This window comes from Nonomuraea sp. KM90 (assembly GCF_052246675.1).
In the GTDB taxonomy this organism is placed as follows: Bacteria; Actinomycetota; Actinomycetes; order Streptosporangiales; family Streptosporangiaceae; genus Nonomuraea.
This window is the reverse complement of sequence record NZ_JBQQCB010000004.1, coordinates 49,522-70,498: the sequence shown is the minus strand read 5'-3', so window position 1 is coordinate 70,498 and position 20,977 is coordinate 49,522. Positions and strand designations below refer to the sequence as shown.

The window sequence follows — 20,977 nt, the reverse complement described above, 5'->3', positions numbered from 1 at the left end:
GGAGGTCCTGGTGAAGATCACCAAAGTAGAGACGTTCCTCGTGCCCCCACGCTGGCTGTTCTGCCGGGTGGAGACCGACGAAGGCGTGGTCGGCTGGGGGGAGCCGGTCGTGGAAGGCCGGGCCGAGCCCGTCCGCGCCGCCGTACACGTGCTGGCCGAATACCTGATCGGGCAGGACCCCCTGACCATCGAGGACCACTGGCAGGTCATGGCGAACGGCGGGTTCTACCGGGGCGGCCCGGTGCTCTCCAGCGCCCTGGCGGGCCTCGACCAGGCGCTGTGGGACATCGCGGGCAAGACCTACGGTGTCCCGGTCCACGCGCTGCTCGGCGGGCACGTACGCGACCGGGTGCGCGTGTACTCGTGGGTCGGCGGCGACGAGCCGTCCGAGCTCGCCGAGGGCATCGCCGCCCGGCTGGAGGCCGGGTTCACGGCGGTCAAAATGAACGCCTCCGGCCGCATGCCCGTCTCCGCCACCCCCGCCGACCTCGCGGGCGTCGTGGAGCGGCTCGCACTGGCCAGGGAGCTCCTCGGCCCGGCCCGCGACCTGGCGGTGGACTTCCACGGCCGGATGAGCGCGGCGGACGCCCGGCGCGTCCTGCCGATCATCGCGGAGTTCCAGCCGATGTTCGCCGAGGAGCCGGTGCTGCCCGACCGCCCGCACCTGCTGCCCGGCGTCGTGGCCGCCAGCAGCGTCCCGATCGCCACCGGGGAGCGGCTCTACTCGCGGTGGGACTTCCGGCCCGCGCTGGAGGCCGGGGTGGCCGTCGTGCAGCCCGACCTGTCCCACGCCGGAGGCATCTCGGAGACCCGCCGGATCGCCGCGCTGGCCGAGGTGTGGGACGCCAAGCTGGCCCCGCACTGCCCGCTCGGGCCGCTCGCCCTCGCGGCCAGCCTCCAGGTCGCGTTCGCCACGCCGAACTTCCTGATCCAGGAGCAGTCCATCGGCCTCCACTACAACGACGGCGCCGACCTGCTCGACTACGTGGTCGACCCCGCCGTGTTCCGCTTCACCGAGGGGTACGTCTCGCGCCCGGCGGCGCCCGGCCTCGGGGTGGAGATCGACGAGGCTGCGGTCAGGCGCGCCGACCTGTCGGGGCACGCGTGGCGCAACCCGGTCTGGAGACACGACGACGGAGCCTTCGCCGAGTGGTGACGAGACGGATTGCCCTGACGGCCCGCTTCGACCTCGCCAGGGGAGGCCGGTGGACGTCCTTGCGCGGTGGCGGTCGCGAGTGGTTGTGGACCCGGCCGGATCCGGCCAGGCTCGCGGTGGTGCCGGGATCGGCGTTCGTGGACGCCGGTGGTCTGGAGGAGTGTGTTCCGACGGTCCGGGGGTGGCCTGACCATGGTGACGCGTGGAGCCGTCCCTGGACGGGTGATGTGTTCCGCAGCTCCGTGAGTTGTGGTGGGTTCGAGCTGACCCGCACCGTCGGTGACGAGGCGGGGGCGGTCGTGGCGACGTACCGGCTGTCGGCCGATCCGGGGTTCAGGTTTCTGTGGGCGGCGCATGCTCTGCTCGATCTCAGTGAGAAGGCGCGGCTGGCCGCTCCGCACGGGACGCCGGTGCGGATCTTCTCCGAGGCGGCGCCGTTGCTGGGTCCCGTCTGGCCGGAGGGGGCCGTTCATCTGGACGGGTGCTGGCCTGCCCCGTTCGGGTTGGAGCTCGACCGGTTCGGCCCTGATGACGGTACGGCCGTGGGGGCCGTGCTGCGGTGCGCGGCGGTGCGGGTGGAGGATCAGGGCGACGTTCTGGACCTGCGGTTGGAGGCGCCGCCGGGCGTGCCCGCCGGCACCGGTCTGTGGCGTAACCTCGGTGGGTTTCCCGAGGGCGGGCCGTATCGCAGCGTCGGGGTGGAGCCCATGCTCGGCGTCGTCTTCGATGTGGCGGAGGCCGGTCCCGGCGAGGCCGCGGTGGTCCCGCCGTCCGGCGAGCTGAGCTGGCGGCTCGTGGTGGCCGCGGAACGGACGTCGTGACGACGGTCGCGAAGCGCTCCAGGGCCGCCCCTGGCCACCGTCGAGGCGCGCCGACAGGGCACGATGGTCATCGTGCGGGTGAAGGACCTGCCGACCGTCGTCGATGCGGAGCTGTCATGCGCGTGATGCTGGCCGAGGACTCGGCCCTGCTGCGGGAGGGCCTGGTACGGCTGCTGAAGGAGGAAGGCCACGACGTCCTGGCCGCGGTGGGCGACGCCGGCGCACTCCTGGAGGCGGTGACCGGCGATCGGCCCGACGCGGTGGTGGTCGACGTACGGATGCCGCCCACCCACACCGACGAGGGCCTGCGCGCCGCCCTGGAGATCCGGCGGCGCTGGCCGGAGGTCAAGGTGCTGGTGCTGTCGCAGTACGTGGAGAAGAAATACGCCACCGAGCTGATGAGCAGCAGCATCGACGGGGTCGGTTACCTGCTCAAGGATCGCGTGGCCCAGGTCGGCGACTTCCTGGACGCCCTGGAGCGGGTGGGCGCGGGCGGGACGGCCTTCGACCCGGAGGTGGTGCGCCAGTTGCTCGCGCGCACCAGCCACGCCGATCCGCTGGCCCAGCTCACCCCCCGCGAGCGCGAGGTGCTGGAGCTCATGGCCCAGGGCCTGACCAACGCCTCGATCGCCCAATCCCTGCACGTGTCGCAAAGCGCGGTGGAGAAGCACGTCAACGCCCTGTTCGACAAGCTCGCGCTGTCGCACACCACCGGGTACAGCCGCCGGGTGCTGGCGGTGCTGCGCTACCTCGGCTCCTGAGGCTGCGGTTTTCCGCAGGTGAAGCGGGCGGAGCACCGCATTCTGCGACGAAGTCGATCTCCGTAGCGTTGCCCGCATGATGCAGACGATGATGAACGTGCTGGTGGCGGCGGCGGTGGCGGTGGGTGGCCAGGGCGTGGACGTACGCGCTGACCTGGAGAAGATCGTGGCAGGCGACGGCGCCACCGCCGCCCTGGCGCGGGTCTCCGACGGCCGCCGAACGTGGTCGGGCTCCGCGGGCGTGCGTGACATCGAGCGCGGGGGACGGCCGTCGCCCAACGGGCACTTCCGGATCGGCAGCGTGACCAAGACCTTCGTCGCGACCGTGGTCCTCCAGCTCGTGGACGAGGGCGAGGTGGCGCTCGACGACCCCATCGCCGAGCACCTGCCCGGCCTGGTGCCCGGCGGCGAGCGGATCACGGTCCGCGAGCTCCTCAACCACTCCAGCCACCTGTACGACTACATGAGCGAGCCCGGATACTCGACCAACCGCTGGCGCGGCGACGCCCGGTTCCGCTCCTACCAGCCGCGGGAGCTGCTCAAGGTGGCCTTCGCCAAGAAGCTCCCCGACGACGGGAAGTGGCACTACTCCAACACCAACTATGTGGTGCTCGGGTTGCTGGTGGAGAAGCTGACCGGCCGCCCGTACGGCGCGGAGGTCGAGCGCCGCGTCCTGCGCCCGCTGGGCCTTCGCCACACCGTGGTGCCGGGCGACCGGGCAGGGCTGCCGGCACCGCACGCCAAGGGCTACGAGCCGCTGCCCGGCCTGGTGGACGCGACGCGGATGAACCCCTCGCTGGACTGGGCCGCAGGCGAGATGATCTCGACCGCGGCCGACCTGGAGAAGTTCATGTCGGCGCTGCTCGGCGGCAAGCTGACCAGCAGGACGTCCTTGCGGGCGATGCGCACGACGGTGGAGACCGGGGCGGGGTTCGGCTACGGGCTGGGGCTGCAGGCGTACCGGCTGCCGTGCGGCACGGTGTGGGGGCACAGCGGCGAGCTGATCGGCTACCTGACGTTCGCGTTCCGCTCGGACTCGGGCAAGTCGCTGACCCTGTCGATCAACCCCTCGACCCGCAACCCGTCCACGGAGGAGGTCATGGGCATGGCCGTCAAGGTGTTCTGCGGGACGGCGGGTTAGCCGGTCAAACGAGCACGAATGGAGAAGCGCCCGGCATGGCGCCGTTTGTAGCGTAATCAGCATCCCCTCGAACACAAAGGAGACATGTCATGAAGGCGCACGTCAGCTCCATCCTGCTCGGCGTCCGGGACCTCGACCGGGCCAAGCAGTTCTACACCGAAGGGCTCGGCTGGAAGATCGAGAACGACTACGGAGTCTCGGTGTTCTTCGAGTCGGACGGTGCCTCGCCCGTCGGCTTCTACGGTCGCGACGGCCTGGCCGACCAGGTGGGCACGAGCCCGGAGGGCAGCGGCTTCAGCGGGCTCGTCCTCACCTACGTCGTCCGGAGCGAGGCGCGGGTCGACGAGATCATCGCGGAGGCCGCGAAGGCCGGCGCCACGATCCTCAAGCCCGCCGGCGCCCTGCCGTGGGGCGGCTACGGTGGCAGCTTCGCCGACCCGGACGGCTACATCTGGAGCCTCGGCTACAGCGCCCACGGCACGGACCAGCCCTACGCGGAGTAGCCGCCGGAGGGGTGGGCACGGCGTCGGCGCGGGATCGTGCCGACGCCGAACCACCACGCGTTCGTGGCCGCCGCCCCGCCGGATGCGCGTCTCAGGAGAGTAGAGTCTTTTAGCGCTGCATTTCCCGCATAAGCATCCGTAAGCCATCATTCTGCTGAGCATCCGTCTTGGGGAAGGTACGTGTGCCCAGTTTCAGTCCTCTGCGGCCGACCGACCCGCGCCAGGTGGGTCCTTACCGGCTGGCGGGCTATCTGGGCGCGGGCGGCCAGGGCACCGTGTACGTCGGAGAGTCGCCCGAGGGCCAGGTCGTCGCGATCAAGGTGCTGCACGCCCGGCTGTCGGAGGAACCCCAGGCCCGCGAGCGATTCCTCCAGGAGATCGCCGCGACCCGGCAGGTACGCCAGTTCTGCACGGCCCGGGTGCTGGACGCCGACACCAGCGGGGACCAGCCGTACGTGGTCAGCCAGTACGTCGAGGGCATCTCGCTGAGCCGGCTCATCGCCACACAGGGCGTCCGCGACCCCGACGCGCTGGAGCGGCTGGCGGTCGCCACCGTCACCGCGCTGGTCGCCATCCACCAGGCCGGCATCGTGCACCGCGACTTCAAGCCGAGCAACGTCGTCTGCGGTCCTGACGGGCCCCGGGTGATCGACTTCGGGCTGGCGCGGGCCCTGGACTCCACGGTCGCCGAGAGCAGCGAGATCCTCGGAACGCCTGCTTACATGGCGCCGGAGCAGTTCAGCGCCGGCGTGGTGACGGCGGCGTCGGACATGTTCAGCTGGGCCGCCACCATGGCCTACGCGGCGAGCGGGCGGCCGCCGTTCGGGAACGACAGCATCCCGGCCCTCTTCCAGCGCATCCTCAACGAGGAGCCGGACCTCACCGGGCTCACCGAGCCGGTGCGTTCCCTGGTGGTGGCCTGCCTGGACAAGAGTCCCGCGGCCCGGCCGTCGGCGACCGACGTGCTGTTCAACCTGCTCGGCCACGGCGTGCCCAACCCCGCGCGGGAGGCGCCGGGCCAGGAGTCCCTCTTCTCGGTCGGGACGGTGCCGCGGAAGGGCGGCGGCGAGGGAGCCGCGTCCCAGACGGTCGCACCGTCGCTCGCCGGGCCGTCATGGCAGCCGGGTCCGTCGCCGGAGTCCGGCCCCGCCTCGCCCTCGGGCCCGGCCGCGGTCTCCGGCGGGGCGTCGCTCCCCGACGCGGGGATGATCTCGGCGACGGAGTCGCTGGTGGGTCCGCGCGTGCGCGCCGGTCTCGGCTCGCGGCGCGTTCTGGTCACCGCGTCACTCGGGCTGGTGGCCGCCGGGGCCGTCGCCACGGGCGCCTACTTCGCCCTGTCCACGCCGGCGACGCCCGCGGCCGTGACACGGCCCACTGTCGTGCCGGGGCCCACGACGCCGGTGATCCAGCCGGAAGTGACCCGGTCCCTCTCCCCGAAACCCGCCTACGCCGTCGCGTACAGCCCCGACGGCAAGACGTTCGCGACCGGCGGCGCCGACGGGGCCGTGCGGCTGTGGGACGCCGCCACCCGCAGCGTCACCGCCTCGCTCGACGGCCACACCAAGGGCGTCCACGCGGTGGCGTTCAGCCCGGACGGCAAGACGCTCGCGACGGGGAGCGACGACGGGACCGTACGGCTGTGGAGCCTGCCCTCCGGGAACGGCAGGGGCACGCTCACCGGCCACACCGGAGGGGTCGGGTCGGTGGCGTTCAGCCCGGACGGCAAGACCCTGGCCAGCGCCAGCCGCGACCGGACCGTGCGGTTGTGGAACGCTGCGACCGGCGACGGCACCGCGATCCTCGCCGGCCACACCGACTGGGTGGACTCGGTGGCGTTCAGCCCGGACGGTTCCACGATCGCCACGGGCGGCCACGACCGGACCGTGCGGCTCTGGCATCCGGCGACCGGCGAGGGCACCGCCGTGCTCTTCGGCCACCGCTACTGGGTCTTCTCGGTGGCCTTCAGCCCGGACGGGAAGACCCTGGCGAGCGCGAGCGCCGACCGCACCGTCCGGCTGTGGGACGTCGCCGCCCGCAAGGAGCGCACCGTGCTCGCCGGTCACCGGGGCTGGGCCTCCGCGGTCGCCTTCAGTCCGGACGGGAAGACGCTGGCCAGCGGCGGCTATGACCGCAAGGTCCGGCTGTGGGAGGTGGCGAGCGGACGCGGCACCGGCGAGCTGGACGGGCCGGCCGACTGGGTCTACTCGGTGGCGTTCAGCCGGGACGGCACCACGGTCACCGGGGTCGCCGGCGACGCCACGCTGCGGGTGTGGGGCACGCGCTAGGAGGCGCCGGTCCCGCGCCGCGGGTGTGGGGCACGCGCTAGGAGGCGCCGGTTCCGCGCCGCGGGTGTGGGCACGCGCTAGGGAGTGCCGGTCTCGTCCGGGGACAGCGGGCGCCGCCACACGGTCGGCTCGTCGCCCTGGCCGGTGACCGTGGAGCCCACGCCGACGAGCTCCCCGTCAACTGCGGTGAACGCGGCCAGCCGCTGGTCGCCCGGACCGGACATGCCGGTGCCGCGCGGCTGCTCCGGCTTCCAGGAGCGGCCGTCCGCCGAGGTCCAGATGACCACGTCCCCGGGCCGGCCCACGGTGCCGGCCACGACGAAGCCCCGCGGGGTCGTGGCCACGGCGGTGACGCCGGACTGCTCGCCGGCCACCACCGGCAGCGAGATCGGCTGCCAGCTCCGGCCACCGTCCACCGACACGTACCCGAACGCGGCCGTGCCCGTGCCGTTGCCGGTGACGGCCGTACCGGCGGTCACCAGGACGTCGTCGTGGGAGGCGATGTGGGACAACCACCCCTCGTTGACGCCGGCCGGGATCGGCAGGCGCACCAGCGACCACTTGCGGCCGTCCGGCGAGATCCACACGGTGGGGCGGCGGACGAAGACGCCGCCGTAGGCGTTGGGGTCGGTCACGCCGCCGGCGGCCACGAAGCCGAACATGCCGCTGGTCACGGACTGCATCCACCGCCTGGTCGCCTGCGTGCCGACCAGGTTGTCCGCGCCCGCCGGGGCGCCGCGCTCCCAGGTCCTGAGGTCCGGCGACCACCAGGTGCCGGCGCCGAAGCCGTCCTCACCCACGATCACGTAGCCGTCCGGGCCGGCGGCGGCGCCGCGGGCGATCAGCGGGTTCTTGCCGTCGGACCGGAACGCCGTCGCGCCGTCGGCCCGCCGCCAGCTCTCGCCGTCCGCCGAGGTGACGACCAGGGGGCGGCCGGGAGCCTGGCCGCTCGACCCGACCGCCAGCCAGCCGGCGAAGCCGGGCGTGACGCTGGTCAGCCGCTGCCGCCCCTGGCCGGCCAGGGCCTTCTCCCTGTCCGGGACGTGCCGCCAGGTGGCCCCGTCCGCCGAGGTCCAGACGGCGGCCTCCCCGTTGGCGCCGCCGACCGCGACCACCCGGCCGTCGGCCGTGCCGAGCGCGTCCACGACCTTGCCGCTCCCGGTGGTGTCCGGGATGCCCGTGGGGAGGTCCTTGCCGGCCTTGTCGCGTACCGCGAGCAGGGCGCCGGTGCCGCCGTGGGCCGCGTCGGCGCCCACCACGACGGTGTTGTCCGCGGCCGCGGCGGCGTCGCGCACCTCGGTGCCGCCGGCCGTCGTGCCGGCGGGTTGCCAGGAGCGACCGTCCGTGCTGCGCACCAGCCGGATCCCGCTGTCGGTCTCGATCGCGGCGACCGCGGCCTGGGACGTGGCGGTCAGCCGTAACAGGCGCCGGAAGCCCGGCACGTCGATCTTCGCCGCCGTCGTCCAGCTCACGCCGTCGGGCGAGGTGTAGGTGGTGGCGCGGGTGCCGCTCCCACGCACCGCGAGCATGGTCGTCGCGGTCGCGGCGAAGGCCAGCTCCGGCTTGCGCGACTCGCCCGGGACGGCGAACGCCTGCCAGGTGTCGCCGGCGTCGGTCGAGCGCCAGGTGATGTCGTACGGCTTGGTGGAGCTCTCGCCGCGGACGACGATGGCGTCCTTGACGCTCGCCACGTCGGTGAGGGCGAGGGTGCCGCCGGTCGGCGGGTGGAGCCGCCAGCCGGCCCGGCGTTCCCAGCTCCGGCCGTCGCGGGACAGCCAAACCACCGGGGCGGCGTCGGTGAAGTCGCCCTTGTCCGAGGTCTGGCCCACGGCGGTGAAGCCGTTGCCGGTCCACGCGACGTCGGCGACCCGGTCGCGCGGGCCGAAGGCGAGGCTGGCGGTGGCGTCGGGCTGGCGGGTCCAGGCCGCGCCGTCGGGGCTCGTCCAGACGACGGAGCCGCCGACGCGGTCGCCGAGCGCGACCCACCCGCCGGGGCCCGCGGCGAGGTGGCGGGGGACCTCACCGGCGGCGGGCGGCTCGCCCTTCGCGGTCTGCACCTGGGCGCGGGCGAAGGTGCGGCCGGCGTCCTTGGACAGGAAGAACTCGGTCCGGTAGCCGGAGTCGGCGTCCTCGCCGCCCGCGATCACCACCGTGGCGCCCGTGGCGGCGACGCCGTTCAGCTCCAGCTGCCGGCCGCCGGTGCTGCCGGCCGGAACCGCCGTGAACAGGTTGCCGGCCAGCTCCGCCGCCGGCTCGTCGCCCTGGCGGGAGGCCACCAGCACGCCGCCCGCCACGACGATCGCGAACGTGACGGAGGCGCCGCCGATCAGCAGCGAACGGAAGCGCTTGCGCCGGCCCGGAGGCATAGGGTCGGTCGCCGGGTAGCCGACGTCGGGGTCGGTCAGCTCGGTGGTCGGCGGCACCGACGGTGACGACGGCTGGGAGAACGGTAGCGAGGGCTGCGAGAAGCGCTCGACCGGCGGTGGCAAGGGCTGCGAGAAGCGTTCGACCGGCGGTGGCAAGGGCTGCGAGGGCCGCTCGTCCGGTGGTGGCGACAGCTGGGAGAGCCGCTCGTTCGCCTGCTCGGACGAACCGTCCGGATCGCCCGTCTCGCTCCTCCAGCCACCTCCGGTCACCGCAGCCTCTCCCTTTGGTATTCTCCCGGCCAGGACGGAGCCCCTCGCCGGAAGTCATTATTTATGGGAAGCGCGACGAAACGAAGTCCGAGCGTGAGCCGGCCCGATGACGGCGGCTGACGGCCCGGCCCGTTCCCGCACCTGGATCCTCGCCGCGGCGATCTGCGCCACCGTGGTCGCGGCCAGTGCGGCAGGGGTGCGCGGCATCGGTGAGACGCCTCCGGACGGGGCCCGGAACGGCGGGGCGACGCCGCCGCCGGCACAGTCGATCGAGCCCCCGCCGCTGGCGCTGCCCGAGGCGTCCTGGAAGCTGAGCTGGTCCGACGAGTTCGACGGGCGTGGCCGGCCCGCCAAGTGGACCGCGCTGTCCGGCACGAGCTGGTCGAACCGGAAGGCGCTGCACCACTACACCCCGGCGAACGCGGTGCAGGACGGCTCCGGCCGCCTGGTCGTCTCCGCCCAGCGGACGCGGGGCGCGAACCGGCCGGCCTGCTGGTACGGCCCGTGCGACTACAGCTCCGCCCGGCTGGAGACCGGGAAGACCTTCGACCAGGCGTACGGGCGGTTCAGCGCGCGGATCAAGCTGCCGCTCGGCAAGGGCCTGTGGCCGGCGTTCTGGCTCAAGCGCACCGACTCCGGCCCCTCGGGCTCCGCGACGTACGGCGAGATCGACATCATGGAGAACCGCGGCCACGAGACCCATCTCGTCAGGTCCTACACCCACTCCAAGGGCCGCAAGGGCGGCGGCCAGATCACCCTGCCGGAGCGGCTGGACGCCGGTTTCCACGTGTACGGCGTCGACTGGACGCCCCAGAGCATCACCTGGTGGGTGGACGGCAAACCGTACGCCCAATACCCGCGCTATCCCGGCTGGCCGTTCGACAAGCCCTTCTACCTGATCCTGAACCTCCAGGTGGGTGGCACCTGGGTGGGAAACCCGAACGCCTCGACGCGCTTCCCGGCGCGGATGGTCGTCGACTGGGTGCGGGTGTACCGCCAGCGCTGAGCACACCCCTCGCCGCAATGCCGTGAAGTTTGCGGAATGTCCAGTTGGAACGGTCCTTAATAACGTTTGTGCCGTTTGTCGCTGTCATTCTGGGACGGCAGCCCCTTCCGTGCCATTAGGATCAACCGTCCCATTGGCATCATGGTGAAGTCACGCCGTAAATGACGCGATTATTTCCCCGTTTCACCTCTTTGACGACTGCTGCCCTGCTCGGCGCGGTCGTCATGGCCGCGCTCGGCGCGCAGACCGAGCAGGGACGCCGCCTGCTCCTCACGGCCGGGCTGGCCGGCGCGCCCGCCGGGTACACCGAGCTGGCGTTCGCCGCGCCCCAGGCGCTGCCGGCCCGGATGCCCGCCACCTCCTTCCTGTCCCCGCCCTCCTTCACCATCCGCAACGTCACCGGGCGGCAGCACGAGTACGGCTGGTCGGTACGCCTGACCGAGTCCGGCAGGACCCGCACCGTCGCGAGCGGGCGGGTCACCCTGGCCGACGGGCAGCCGGTGACGATCACGCCGCCCACGAAGGCGCTGTGCGAGCCCGGCCCGATCACCCTCGGGGTCCTGCTGGAAGGCGGCGAGGCCATCGCGTTCCGCGCCGCCTGCTCCGCCGACATCGACGAGGGGTAGGCGCGTGCCCAGACGGCCCGTGGTGGCGCTGGTCACCGATGCCATCCACCCGTACAGCTTCGGCGGCAGGGAGATCCGCTACCACGAGTTGTACGCCCACCTCACGCCGCACGCCGACCTCCACGTGTTCACCATGCGCTGGTGGCACGGCCCCCGGGTGCGCACCGAGGGCGGCGTCACGTTCCACGCGATCTCGCCGCTGCTGCCGATGTACCGGCACGGTGTCCGATCGACCTGGCAGGCCCTGGTCTTCGCGGTGGCCTGCCTCCGGCTGCTGCGGCATCGGTTCGACGTGCTCAACGTCGACCAGATCCCGTTCCTGCACCTGTTGCCGCTGCGCCTGGTCGCCACGCTGCGCCGCAAACCGCTGATCGCGACCTGGCACGAGGTGTGGGGCCCGGAGTACTGGCGCTACAGCATGCGCGCCGGCTGGCGGCCGGCGTGGTGGATCGAGCGGCTGGCGATGCGGGCGCCCGATCGCATCATCGCCGTCTCCCCGGAGACGGCCCGCCGGCTGCGGGCCGAGCTCGGCGAGCGGGCCCTGATCACGATCGCACCCAACGGGGTCGACCTCGACGGGGTGAACCAGGCCGCCCCGCACGAGCAGCGCACCGACCTGGTCGTGGTGAGCAGGCTGATGCGGCACAAGGGCCTGGACCTGCTGCTCGCCGCCGTCGCCCGGCTGCGGGAGGGCGGCCGGGCGGTCACCTGCCGGATCGTCGGCGACGGCCCGGAACGCGACACGCTGCGCGAGGAGGCCGATCGGCTCGGCATCGCGCACGCCGTGGAGTTCCGGCACGACGTCAGCGAGCAGAAGGACGTGTACTCGCTGGTCAAGGCGGGCCGGGTGTTCGCCTTCCCGTCCACCAGGGAGGGGTTCGGCATCGCCGTGCTGGAGGCGATCGCCTGCGGCGTGCCCGTGGTGACCACCTCGGCCAGGGACAACCTGGCCCAGCACCTGGTGCGGCGCAGCCGGCGCGGGATCGTCTGCGCGCACACGCTGGACGCGTTCGCCGAAGCCCTGGCCGACGCCCTCGACGGGCCCGCGGACGACGCGACGGCGGAGCCGTGGGTCGGCGAGTACGCCCTCGACTCGATCGCCTCCCACGTGGTGAAGGCGATGCTGCCGTGAGGATCCTCTACGTCAGCCCGTACCCGCCGGCCCGCGACGGCATCGGGACCTACACCCACGTGCTCGCCCGCGCCGTGCGCGAACGCGGCCACGAGGTCGCCGTGGTCGCCGCCCGCCCGCATTCCGACGCGCCCGAGGAGGTCATCGGAGCGCTGGGCGGCGGGAGGGCACCGCTGCGCGCGGCGGTGGCCCGGTTCCGGCCGGACGTGGTGCACGTGCAGTTCGCGGTGCCCGCGTTCGGCGCCCGTACCCTGGCCGTGGCGCGCTGGCTGGCCGGCCCCGGGGTTCCGTCGGTGGCCACGCTGCACGAGATCAACCGGGACACGGCGCTGCTGCGCGGGCCGGGGAGGGCGCTGTATCGGCACCTCGCGCGGGGCTGCGACCGGCTCATCGTGCACACGCGGGCGGCCCTGGACACCCTCGGCGCCCTCGGGCTGGGCGGCAGGGCCACGGTGATCCCGCACTTCTCCGCACCGCCGCCGCCCGCGACCGGCACCGCCGCCGGCCTGCGGGCCCGCTTCGGGCTGGGTGACGCCCGCGTGCTCCTGGCCTTCGGCCACATCCACGTCAGCAAGGGGCTCGACGACCTGGTGCGCGCCCTGGCGACGCTGCCGCCCGCGACACAGGCCGCGGTACGGGTCGTGGTCGCCGGCGCGGTACGGCGGCGGCACGGCCCGTTCCGGGTGTTCGAGGCCCGCGACCACCTGCACAAGGCGATGGTGTGCCGCCTGGCGCGCCGGCACGGGCTGCGCGACCGGCTGGTGTTCACCGGGTACGTGCCGGACGGCGACATCGCGGCCTGGTTCAACGCGGCGGAGGCCGTCGTGCTGCCCTACCGCGACGCCGAGCAGAGCGGGGTGGCCAACCTGGCCCGCGCCTTCGGCGTACCGGTGATCGCGACCACCGCGGGCGGGCTGGCCGAGCTGTTCGAGGGCTCCCCGTGGGCGGTCCCCCCTGGCGCCCCCGACCGGCTGGCCGCGGCGATCGCCGGCTTCCTCGCGACCGGTCCGGAGGCACGCGTCGCCGCGCCCCCGCCGGACACCGGCCTGAGCACGGTCACGACGCGGACGATCGCCGTGTACGAGGCCGTTCGCGGCCCGCTCGCCCCCATCCCGGGAAAGCAGCCAGATGTCCCCTAGCCTGTCCGCCGTCGTCTGCTCCTACAACGGCGCGGCCCGCCTCGGCCGGACCCTCGACGCGCTGGCGGCCCAGACCGTCCACGCTGACCTGGAGATCATCGTCGTCGACGACGCGTCCGTGGACGGGACCGGGGACGTCGCGCGCGGCCACGGGATCACGGTCATCCGCCACGAGACGAACCGCGGTGTGTCGGCGGCCCGCGACACCGGGCTGCGGGCCGCGAAGGGGCGGGTGGTCGCCTTCCTCGACGACGACTGCGAGCCGGGCCCCCGCTGGGCCGAGCTGCTGCTCGGCGGCTACGCCGAAGAGGGTGTCGCCGGGGTGGGCGGCCCGGTCGTGCCGGTGACGGGGGACGGCTTCGTTTCGCGGTTCCTCGAACGCAACAACCGGCACGAGCCGCTGGAGCTGGAGCTCACCGTCAGCGCGGCGCTGCCGTACCGGCTGTGGTTGTACCTGCGGCGGCAGTGGGCGGCGGGCCGGACGGCAGGACGGGTGGCGGGCGGGCGGCGGGACGTCTACGCCTTCAGCGGCGGCAACATGTCGTTCGAGCGGGAGCGGCTGCTGGCCGCGGGCGGGTTCGACCCCAGGTTCCGGTACGCGGCCGAGGAGGAGGACCTGTCCCGCAGGCTCCGGCGGGACGACCGGCCGGGGCGGCTGGTCTTCGTTCCCGAGGCGTCGGTCGCGCACCGGTACACGCCCACGATGCGCGGCATGTTGCGCCGCAGCCTGTCGTACGGGCGGGGCGCCGCGATGCAGTACCTCAAGTGGCCCGCGGTGCGGCCGACGGTGTTCCCGTGGCCGGTGCTCGTCGCGGGGCTCGCCCTCGCGGCCGTCCGGTGGCCGGCGGTCGCGGTCGCGCCCGTGCTGCTGCCCCTGCTGCTCTACCCGGTGGGGCTGCGGAACGCGGCCAGGGGCAGGATCGAGGCGCTCGCCGACCCGTACCTCCTGATGGCCCAGGAAGCGTGCGAGAATGTCGGCTTCCTGCACGGTTTGTGGGCCTTCCGCCGCATGTTCGCCGGGGACGGGACCGGCCGGGGCGGGAGGCAGGGCACGTGACCGTGCGCGAGCAGGACAGGCGCATGGTGCTGTACGGCGCGGCCCTGGTCCTGATCGTCGGGCTGACCCAGGTGCGCCAGCTGTGGGCGGTCCAGCTGCTGCTCGTGCCCCTGCTGCTGATCGTGCCCGGGTGCCTGCTGCTGCGGGCGCTGCGGGTGCCGGGCCACCGGGTGGCCGCGTTCCCGTTGTACGTGCCGGCCGCGTCGCTGATCGTGCTCATGGTGTCCGGCCTCGCGGTCACCCTGCTCGTGCCGCTGGCCGGCGGCGCCGTCCTCGACGCGGTGTTCGGCCCCGGCGCGGACCCCGGGGCGCCGCTCCGGCCCGGGCCGCTGCTCGCCGGGCTCATGCTGGTCTGCCTGGGGCTGTTCCTCGCCGGGGTGAAGGCACCGCCGGAGACGGCCGTTCCGTGGCGGTCCCTGCCCTCCGCCGGGTGGCTGTCGCTGCCGTTGCTCCTGCCGTTGCTCGCCGCGGCGGGGGCGCTGCGGCTCAACCACGGGTACGGCCCCGAGGTGGCGATCGCGGCCGTCGCCGGCTGCGTGCTCGTGCTGGCCTTCGGGATCGTCCGGGCCGGTCGGCTCGGGGCCGGCCGATCGGCCGTGCTGCTGTACGCCGTCTCGCTGGCCATGATGTGGTCGTATGCGCTCCGCGGCGAGCTGGTCTACGGGTTCGACATCGCCTCCGAGTACGCCGTGGCCCAGGAGACGGCGACCTCGGGGATCTGGCTGACCGGCCCGCACCCCGACGCGTACGGGGCGATGCTCAGCATCACCGTCCTGCCCGCCGAGCTGCACGCCCTGACCGGGCTGCCGATCCCGCTGGTGCTCAAGGTCGTCTACCCGGCCGTCTTCGCGATGTTCCCCGTCGGGATCCTCCACCTCGCCAGGCGTTTCCTGCAGGGCCGGTGGGCGTTCGCCGCCGCCGCGTTCGTGACGGCGCAGGGCGCGCTGTCCCAGCAGTTCCCGGCGCTGGCCCGGCAGGAGATCGCCATGCTGCTGTTCGCCGCGCTGTGCGGGGCGCTGCTCGACGCCCGGCTGCGGCGCCTGCCGAAGGCGGCGTTGTTGTGCCTGTTCGGGCCGGGCATCGTGGTCTCGCACTACACGACGGCGTACTTCACGGCCGTGATGCTCGGCGGGGCGCTGGTCCTTCAGGCCGTGCTGTGGGCCCTTCGACGGCCGCGCATCGCGCCGCGGGCGGTCGCGGCGGCGCTGCTGCCCGGGCTGCTCGCCGGGGTGCTCTGGTACGTTCCGATCACCGGGTCGACGGCCAACATCGGCGAGTTCCGCACCGCGCTGAGCTCTGAGGGCCTGCGGCTGCTGCCCGCCGCCGAGACCGCCGGGTCGCTGCTCTCGGCCTACCTGCGGGGCACGGACGTGACCCGCATCCCGACCTACCTCTACGCCAAGCGGGTGGTGCCCAAATACCGTCCGCCCAAGGCCGCCGTGACGCCTGCCGCCGACGCCGGCGATCCCCGCTGGGACCTCGGGGACGCGGGGGTGCCCGTACCCCCGAAGGTCGCGCCGGCGGTGAGCGCGTCGCTCGACCTCGGCGTGCTGCTGGTCCAGCAGCTGGCGAACCTGCTCGGCCTGATCGGCGCCCTGGTCATGGCGCTGCGCCGCCGCTCGTCGTGGCTGGTCCGGCGGATCGGCGTGCTGGCCGTGCCGATGCTGGGCGCCCTGGTGCTGCTGCGCGTCTCCGGCACCCTCGCCGCCGCGTACAACCAGAGCCGCGCCCAGCTGCAGGCGCTGACGCTCCTCACCATCGCCATGTTCTGGCTGCTGCACCGCGTCTCGGCGGCCAAGTTCCCCGCCCCGCTCCGCCGGACGGCGTACGGGCTGGCGGGAGCGGCCGTCGTCGTCACCTTCGCGACCAGCAGCGGCCTGGACAACGTGCTGCTCGGCGGGGAGCGGGCCACCAACCTCTCGACGCGTGGCGAGGACTGCGAGCGGTTCTGCATGTACGAGGCCGAGCTGGCGGGAGCGCGCTGGCTCGAAGAGGCGGTACGCGGCTCGCCCGACCGTCTCTACGCCGACCGGTACGCGCAGCTGCGGTTGTTCGCCGAGCTCGGGCCGGGCCGGCGGATCCAGACCGACATCACCCCCCTGACCCTGGACCGGCGGGCCTGGGTGTACGCGAGCTGGGCCAACACCGCCGTCGGCCGCGCCAGGTCGCTGTTCGACAACCAGCTCGCCCTGTACGCGTTCCCGACCGGCTTCATCGAGGCGCACTACGATCTCGTCTACACCAGCGGAGTCACGAAGGTCTTCCACCGATGATCTCTATCGTCATCATCAGCAAGGACGAGCCCGCGCTGGACGGCACCCTCGCCGGCGTCACCCGCGCGGCCGGGTCCACCGGCCTGCCGTACGAGATCATCGTCGTCGACGCCTCCGAAGGCCGGCTCGACGCCATCGCCGCCGCCCACCCGCACGTGCGGTGGACGGCCTACACCCCGCCGGCGGGCGTGCGCGTGACCATCCCGCACCAGCGCAACGCCGGAGTGCGTGCCGCGAAGGGCGAGATCGTGGTGTTCACCGACGCGGGCTGCCTCCCCCAGGGCGACTGGCTGCGCCGCCTCGTCGCGCCGCTGCTCGACGAGGGCGAGAGCGTCGTGTCGGGGCTGGTCACCGGCCCCGAGGGGCACGGCAGCCTCTACGACGCCGACGCCCGGCGCCGGGCCGCCGCCCGCTACCTCCCGGAGTGCGGCACCGGCAACCTGGCGGTGCGCCGGGAGGTCCTCGACGAGGTCGCCGGCTTCGACGAGACGTTCGGGTACGGCTCCGACGTCGACTTCAGCTGGCGGGTCCAGGACGCCGGGCACCGCATCCGCAGCGCGGGGGACGCGGTCGTCACCCACGAGTGGGGGGACCGCCGCCGGCAGCTCCGCCGCTCGTACGTCTACGGCAAGGCCCGCGCCCGGCTCTACCTCAAGCACCGGGACCGCCGGGCGCACCTGCTGCGCCGGGAGCCGATGGTCGTGGCCTATCCCCTCTTCCTGCTCGGCCTGCCGCTGACCCTGTGGTTCCCGCTCTACCCGGCGCTGCTGCTGGTGCCGGCCTGGCGCAACCGGCACAACGGCCCGGTGCGGGTCCTCGCCGACCACCTGGTGTACGGCGCGGGCGTGCTCGCCGGACTCGCCGCTCCCCGCGGTGGCGCCGGCCGATGAGGGCGCTGGTCTTCCCCCGCGACAGCAACCCGTACCAGGACCTGCTGTACGGCGAGTTACGCCGGTCCGGCGTCCGCGTCCGCTACCTGGGCGAGCTGACCTTCTCCCACACGCTCAACCTCCTGCTGCTGCCCGCCGAGCTGGCCGTCTGGCGGCTGGCCGGGGTACGGATCGTGCACCTGCACTGGGTGTGGAAGTTCGCGCTGCCGGGCGGGGCCAGGACGCGGCGGCCGGCGCAGCTGTGGTTCGCCGCCGTCCTCGGCGTCGTGCGGCTGCTCGGCCTGCGGCTGGTGTGGACCGCGCACAACGTGCTGCCGCACCGGCCCGTCTTCGCCGACGACACCGCCGCCCGGCGCACCCTGGTACGGCACTGCGACCTCGTGATCGCCCACCACTCGACGGCGCTGGACCGGCTGGCGGACCTGGGAGCGGTGCCGTCCCGGGCCGCCGTGATCCCGCACGGTCCCTTCCCCGCGCCGCCGCTGCCGCCGCCGGGCCGGTCGGGCGGCCCCCGCACGTTCCTGTTCTTCGGGCGGATCGAGCCGTACAAGGGGGTCGAGGACCTGCTCGCGGCCTTCACGGCGCTGCCCGGCGGGGCCTGCGCCGGCGAGCCCACCGCCCCGGAGCGCGGGCCGGACGTGCGCCTGGTCATCGCCGGATCCTGCCCGGACGCGGCGCTCGCCGCCCGGCTGGAGGCGTCGGCCGCCCGCGACGCCCGCGTCGACCTGCGGCTCGGGCGGGTACGCGACGAGGACGTCGCCGGGCTGTTCGCGGCGGGCGACGTCGTCGTGCTGCCGTTCCGCGAGATCACCACCAGCGGCAGCGCGCTGCTCGCGCTCGCCCACGGCAGGCCGCTGATCGTCCCGGAGCTGCCTGCCCTGGCGGGGCTCCCGGCCGCCGCCCTGGCCGGCTACCGCGGCGGCGTCACCGGGCTGACCGCGGCCCTGCGCGCGGCGGCGGGCTGGGACGCGGCGACGCTGGCGGCGATGTCGGAAGCGGCGCTGGAGCACGCGAACGGCGTCGGCTGGCCCGAGATCGCCCACGCGACCCGGAACGGCTACGCCACCGTGCTCGGGGACCGGAGCGGGCGGACGGGGGAGCGCGTGCACCCGACGGGGGAGCGCGCCCGCCGCGGCCTCGCGGACGGTGGGATGCGGGAGCGGGTGCGGTCGTTCTTCCGCAACGTCCTGGTCCGCGGGACCTTCCTGCTCCTGGCGAACACGGTGCTGCTCGCGGCGGGCGGCTTCGCCTTCTTCACGCTGGCGGCGCGCAACTATCCGGTCGAGGCCGTCGGCTGGCTGACCGCCGTGACCGCGAGCGTCAACCTGCTGTCCACCGTCGCCGCCCTCGGCCTGCCCACCACGCTGCTGCGCCATCTCGTCAAGGCCGACGACCCGCGCCGGCTGGCGGCGATGGCCGTGACCGCCGTCGGCGCGATCGGCGGCGTGCTCGCCCTGCTGTCGCTGCTGATCCTGGCGCCGCTGCTGCCCGGCGGCCCGGAGCTGATCCGGCAACCGGGCACGATCGCGCTGATCACCGTCCTGGTGATGGTCACCGCCGTGGGCGGGACGCTGGACGCCGGGCTGGTGGCGGTCCGGGGCACCGCGGCGCTGCTGGCCAAGAACCTGGCGGGCACCCTGCTCAAAGTCGGCGCGCTGCTGCCGCTGGTCCCGCTCGGGTTCACCGGCCTGGTCCTCGCCTACGGCGGCGGCGCGCTGCTCGCCTGCCTGCTCGGCGGGGCGGCGCTGTGGCCGCGGCTGCGCCGCACCGCGGACCGTACGCGGCCGATGGAGCTGCTCCGGCGGTACCTGCCGTTCTCCACCGCCGGCTACCTGGCGACCGCGCTCGGCATGCTCCCGAGCACCGTGGTGCCGCTGGAGGTGCTGGCCGTCCAGGGGCCGCAGGCAGCGGCGTACTTCGCGATCGCCTTCCAGGTTGCGGCGTTCCTCAACTTCATCCCGTCCACGAGCGCGCAGGTGCTGTTCGCCGAGGCGCAGCGGATCTCCCTGCGCCGGTACCTGCGCAAGGCCGTCGCGGGGATCTACGGCCTGCTCGTCCCCGCCGTCGCGGTGATCGTGGCCGGGGCGCCGTACATCCTGCGGGTGTTCGGGGAGGCCTACTCGGCGCAGGCGGCGGAGACGCTGCGGGTGCTGGGCCTGGGGGCGCTGGTCGGCGCGGGGAACTACCTGGTGGACACGATCCTGATCAGCAGGGACCGCACCGGCCCGTACGTCTTCATGAACGGCGCCAACGCCGCCCTGGTGCTGGGACTGGTGGCGGCGTTCCTCCCGTACGGGCTGACCGCGGCGGCCATCGGCTGGACGCTCGCCCAGGGCCTGTCCCTGCTGCTGGGAGCGGGCGTGCTGATCGTCAGCTTCGCCGGGCCGGGGCCGCGTGCCGGGGTCAGCGCGGCGGATCGGTAGCGGCGGCGTACACGCGGACGTGGTCCACGATCATCTGCTGCGGGAAGCGGGTCGTCGAGTCGGGCGGGCCGGGCCAGTCGCCGCCGACGGCCAGGTTGAGCAGCAGGTAGTAGGGCACGTCGAAGTCCCAGCCGCCGGGCGGGGCGTCCGCCTTGTGCTCGGTGGCGTAGACCTGCCCGTCGACCAGGAAGGAGATGCGATCGGGATACCAGTCGGCGGCGAAGACGTGGAAGTCGTCGGCGAACCTGCCCCCGCCGGGCAGCCGGTATGTGTTGAGCACGTCGTAGCCCTTCTCCCCGTGCAGGCTGGCGTGGACCGTGTCCGGCTCGCGCCCGAGGTGCTCCATGATGTCGATCTCCCCACGCCCGCTGCCCTGGGGCGACCGCCGCGCCCAGAAGGCCGGCCACATGCCCTGACCTGCGGGCAACTTGATGCGGGCCTCGATCCGCCCGTACCGCTGGACGAACTTCCCCGCCGTGAACAGCCGCGCGGAGGTGGCCGCGCACACGCGGGGGCTGCAGTCGTGACCGCCCGCGTCGTCGGACCGCGCGGTGATGACCAGCCGGCCCTGGCCGTCCACGACCGCGTTACGCGGCGTGTAGTACTCGAGCTCGTTGTTGTAGCCGAGATGGTCGTCGACCAGATTCCACTTCGCCGGATCCGGCGCCCCGGCGGGCCCGTCGAACTCGTCCCCCCAGACCAGGCGCCACCCCGCCGGCACCTCCGCCGGCGCCTCCTCCGCCGCGGGCTCAAGCCGGTTCACCACATAGAGCGTGCCCGCGACCGCGACCGTGAACGCGATGACCAACACCCCGGCCACCCACCACCCCGTCCGACCGCGCCCGGGCACCGCCCTGGCAGTGTGCGCCGAACCGCTCGCGCCCCGGCGGGGATCCCGGTGCCCTGCGTGGTCATCGGACACGGACCTCTACCCTCCCGACGGCATGATGTGTCATCGTACGGCGCTTCCCCGGCGACCCCCAGCCTCCGGCAAAGAGAAGAAGCGCTGCAGCCGAGCCGTCCTCCCGATCACACACTCCATGAACGCCCTTCTCTCTCCCCCCGAAGGAACCGCTTCCCGCGCTCGCCACATCTACCGAACACGGGTGTACGGCCATGCGGCAAGCC

Annotated in this window: 16 protein-coding genes; 14 read left to right on the top strand and 2 right to left on the bottom strand. The window is 73.7% G+C overall.

Annotated features, from left to right (window positions below; all coding sequences use genetic code 11):
* Positions 1 to 10: 10 nt before the first annotated feature.
* The 6 genes from dgoD (at position 11) to ACTWPW_RS06590 (ending at position 6,667) form a co-directional block, all read left to right on the top strand.
* The gene (gene dgoD, locus ACTWPW_RS06615; protein ID WP_375117271.1) at positions 11 to 1,156 is read left to right on the top strand and encodes a galactonate dehydratase; all 1,146 of its coding nucleotides are present in this window, start codon (positions 11 to 13) and stop codon (positions 1,154 to 1,156) included.
* Positions 1,153 to 1,977, top strand: coding sequence for a hypothetical protein (locus ACTWPW_RS06610; protein WP_443168187.1), 825 nt, complete (start codon positions 1,153 to 1,155; stop codon positions 1,975 to 1,977). Before dgoD ends, ACTWPW_RS06610 begins: the two co-directional genes overlap by 4 nt.
* A 116-nt stretch (positions 1,978 to 2,093) precedes the next feature.
* On the top strand, positions 2,094 to 2,738 hold the full coding sequence (locus ACTWPW_RS06605; RefSeq protein WP_443168186.1) for a response regulator: 645 nt from the start codon (positions 2,094 to 2,096) through the stop codon (positions 2,736 to 2,738).
* A gap of 76 nt (positions 2,739 to 2,814) precedes the next feature.
* Entirely contained in the window at positions 2,815 to 3,879 is a 1,065-nt protein-coding gene (locus tag ACTWPW_RS06600) for a serine hydrolase domain-containing protein (RefSeq protein WP_443168185.1), read from the top strand.
* A gap of 89 nt (positions 3,880 to 3,968) precedes the next feature.
* Positions 3,969 to 4,382: a VOC family protein gene (locus tag ACTWPW_RS06595; RefSeq protein ID WP_364135685.1), complete on the top strand. Its 414-nt coding sequence runs from the start codon at positions 3,969 to 3,971 to the stop codon at positions 4,380 to 4,382.
* 182 nt (positions 4,383 to 4,564) lie between these two features.
* Positions 4,565 to 6,667, top strand: coding sequence for a protein kinase domain-containing protein (locus tag ACTWPW_RS06590; protein ID WP_443168184.1), 2,103 nt, complete (start codon positions 4,565 to 4,567; stop codon positions 6,665 to 6,667).
* Positions 6,668 to 6,744: 77 nt separating this feature from the next.
* Here the strand turns inward: ACTWPW_RS06590 and ACTWPW_RS06585 are convergent, their stop codons facing one another.
* Positions 6,745 to 9,303: a hypothetical protein gene (locus ACTWPW_RS06585; RefSeq protein ID WP_443168183.1), complete on the bottom strand. Its 2,559-nt coding sequence runs from the start codon at positions 9,301 to 9,303 to the stop codon at positions 6,745 to 6,747.
* A 106-nt stretch (positions 9,304 to 9,409) separates the two neighbouring features.
* Between ACTWPW_RS06585 and ACTWPW_RS06580 the strand changes: the two genes are divergently transcribed.
* The 8 genes from ACTWPW_RS06580 (at position 9,410) to ACTWPW_RS06545 (ending at position 19,849) form a co-directional block, all read left to right on the top strand.
* Positions 9,410 to 10,309 carry a glycoside hydrolase family 16 protein gene (locus tag ACTWPW_RS06580; RefSeq protein ID WP_443168182.1) on the top strand — a complete coding sequence of 300 codons (900 nt, stop codon included), beginning with the start codon at positions 9,410 to 9,412 and terminating at the stop codon, positions 10,307 to 10,309.
* Between the two features lie 191 nt (positions 10,310 to 10,500).
* The gene (locus ACTWPW_RS06575) at positions 10,501 to 10,935 is read left to right on the top strand and encodes a hypothetical protein (RefSeq protein ID WP_443168181.1); all 435 of its coding nucleotides are present in this window, start codon (positions 10,501 to 10,503) and stop codon (positions 10,933 to 10,935) included.
* A 4-nt stretch (positions 10,936 to 10,939) separates the two neighbouring features.
* Positions 10,940 to 12,067: a glycosyltransferase gene (locus ACTWPW_RS06570; protein ID WP_443168180.1), complete on the top strand. Its 1,128-nt coding sequence runs from the start codon at positions 10,940 to 10,942 to the stop codon at positions 12,065 to 12,067.
* Entirely contained in the window at positions 12,064 to 13,206 is a 1,143-nt protein-coding gene (locus tag ACTWPW_RS06565; RefSeq protein ID WP_443168179.1) for a glycosyltransferase, read from the top strand. The genes ACTWPW_RS06570 and ACTWPW_RS06565 overlap by 4 nt, the downstream gene beginning before the upstream one ends.
* On the top strand, positions 13,196 to 14,263 hold the full coding sequence (locus ACTWPW_RS06560; RefSeq protein ID WP_443168178.1) for a glycosyltransferase family 2 protein: 1,068 nt from the start codon (positions 13,196 to 13,198) through the stop codon (positions 14,261 to 14,263). The genes ACTWPW_RS06565 and ACTWPW_RS06560 overlap by 11 nt, the downstream gene beginning before the upstream one ends.
* Complete coding sequence (locus ACTWPW_RS06555) at positions 14,260 to 16,536, top strand: hypothetical protein (protein WP_443168177.1); 2,277 nt, start codon at positions 14,260 to 14,262, stop codon at positions 16,534 to 16,536. The genes ACTWPW_RS06560 and ACTWPW_RS06555 overlap by 4 nt, the downstream gene beginning before the upstream one ends.
* Positions 16,533 to 17,426, top strand: a complete 894-nt coding sequence (locus ACTWPW_RS06550; RefSeq protein WP_443168176.1) for a glycosyltransferase family 2 protein — start codon at positions 16,533 to 16,535, stop codon at positions 17,424 to 17,426. Before ACTWPW_RS06555 ends, ACTWPW_RS06550 begins: the two co-directional genes overlap by 4 nt.
* The gene (locus tag ACTWPW_RS06545; protein WP_443168175.1) at positions 17,423 to 19,849 is read left to right on the top strand and encodes a glycosyltransferase; all 2,427 of its coding nucleotides are present in this window, start codon (positions 17,423 to 17,425) and stop codon (positions 19,847 to 19,849) included. Before ACTWPW_RS06550 ends, ACTWPW_RS06545 begins: the two co-directional genes overlap by 4 nt.
* On the opposite strand, the gene ACTWPW_RS06540 is transcribed toward ACTWPW_RS06545, so the two are convergent.
* Positions 19,830 to 20,669 carry a glycoside hydrolase family 16 protein gene (locus ACTWPW_RS06540; protein ID WP_443168174.1) on the bottom strand — a complete coding sequence of 280 codons (840 nt, stop codon included), beginning with the start codon at positions 20,667 to 20,669 and terminating at the stop codon, positions 19,830 to 19,832. The genes ACTWPW_RS06545 and ACTWPW_RS06540 overlap by 20 nt on opposite strands.
* Positions 20,670 to 20,977 lie beyond the last annotated feature (308 nt).

Bases quoted from the DNA above. Each gene is read 5' to 3' on its own strand.
- ACTWPW_RS06605 (WP_443168186.1), top strand. From the start codon at position 2,094: ATGCGCGTGATGCTGGCCGAGGACTCGGCCCTGCTGCGGGAGGGCCTG.
- ACTWPW_RS06600 (WP_443168185.1), top strand. From the start codon at position 2,815: ATGATGCAGACGATGATGAACGTGCTGGTGGCGGCGGCGGTGGCGGTG.
- ACTWPW_RS06595 (WP_364135685.1), top strand. From the start codon at position 3,969: ATGAAGGCGCACGTCAGCTCCATCCTGCTCGGCGTCCGGGACCTCGAC.
- ACTWPW_RS06580 (WP_443168182.1), top strand. From the start codon at position 9,410: ATGACGGCGGCTGACGGCCCGGCCCGTTCCCGCACCTGGATCCTCGCC.
- ACTWPW_RS06560 (WP_443168178.1), top strand. From the start codon at position 13,196: ATGTCCCCTAGCCTGTCCGCCGTCGTCTGCTCCTACAACGGCGCGGCC.
- ACTWPW_RS06550 (WP_443168176.1), top strand. From the start codon at position 16,533: ATGATCTCTATCGTCATCATCAGCAAGGACGAGCCCGCGCTGGACGGC.
- ACTWPW_RS06545 (WP_443168175.1), top strand. From the start codon at position 17,423: ATGAGGGCGCTGGTCTTCCCCCGCGACAGCAACCCGTACCAGGACCTG.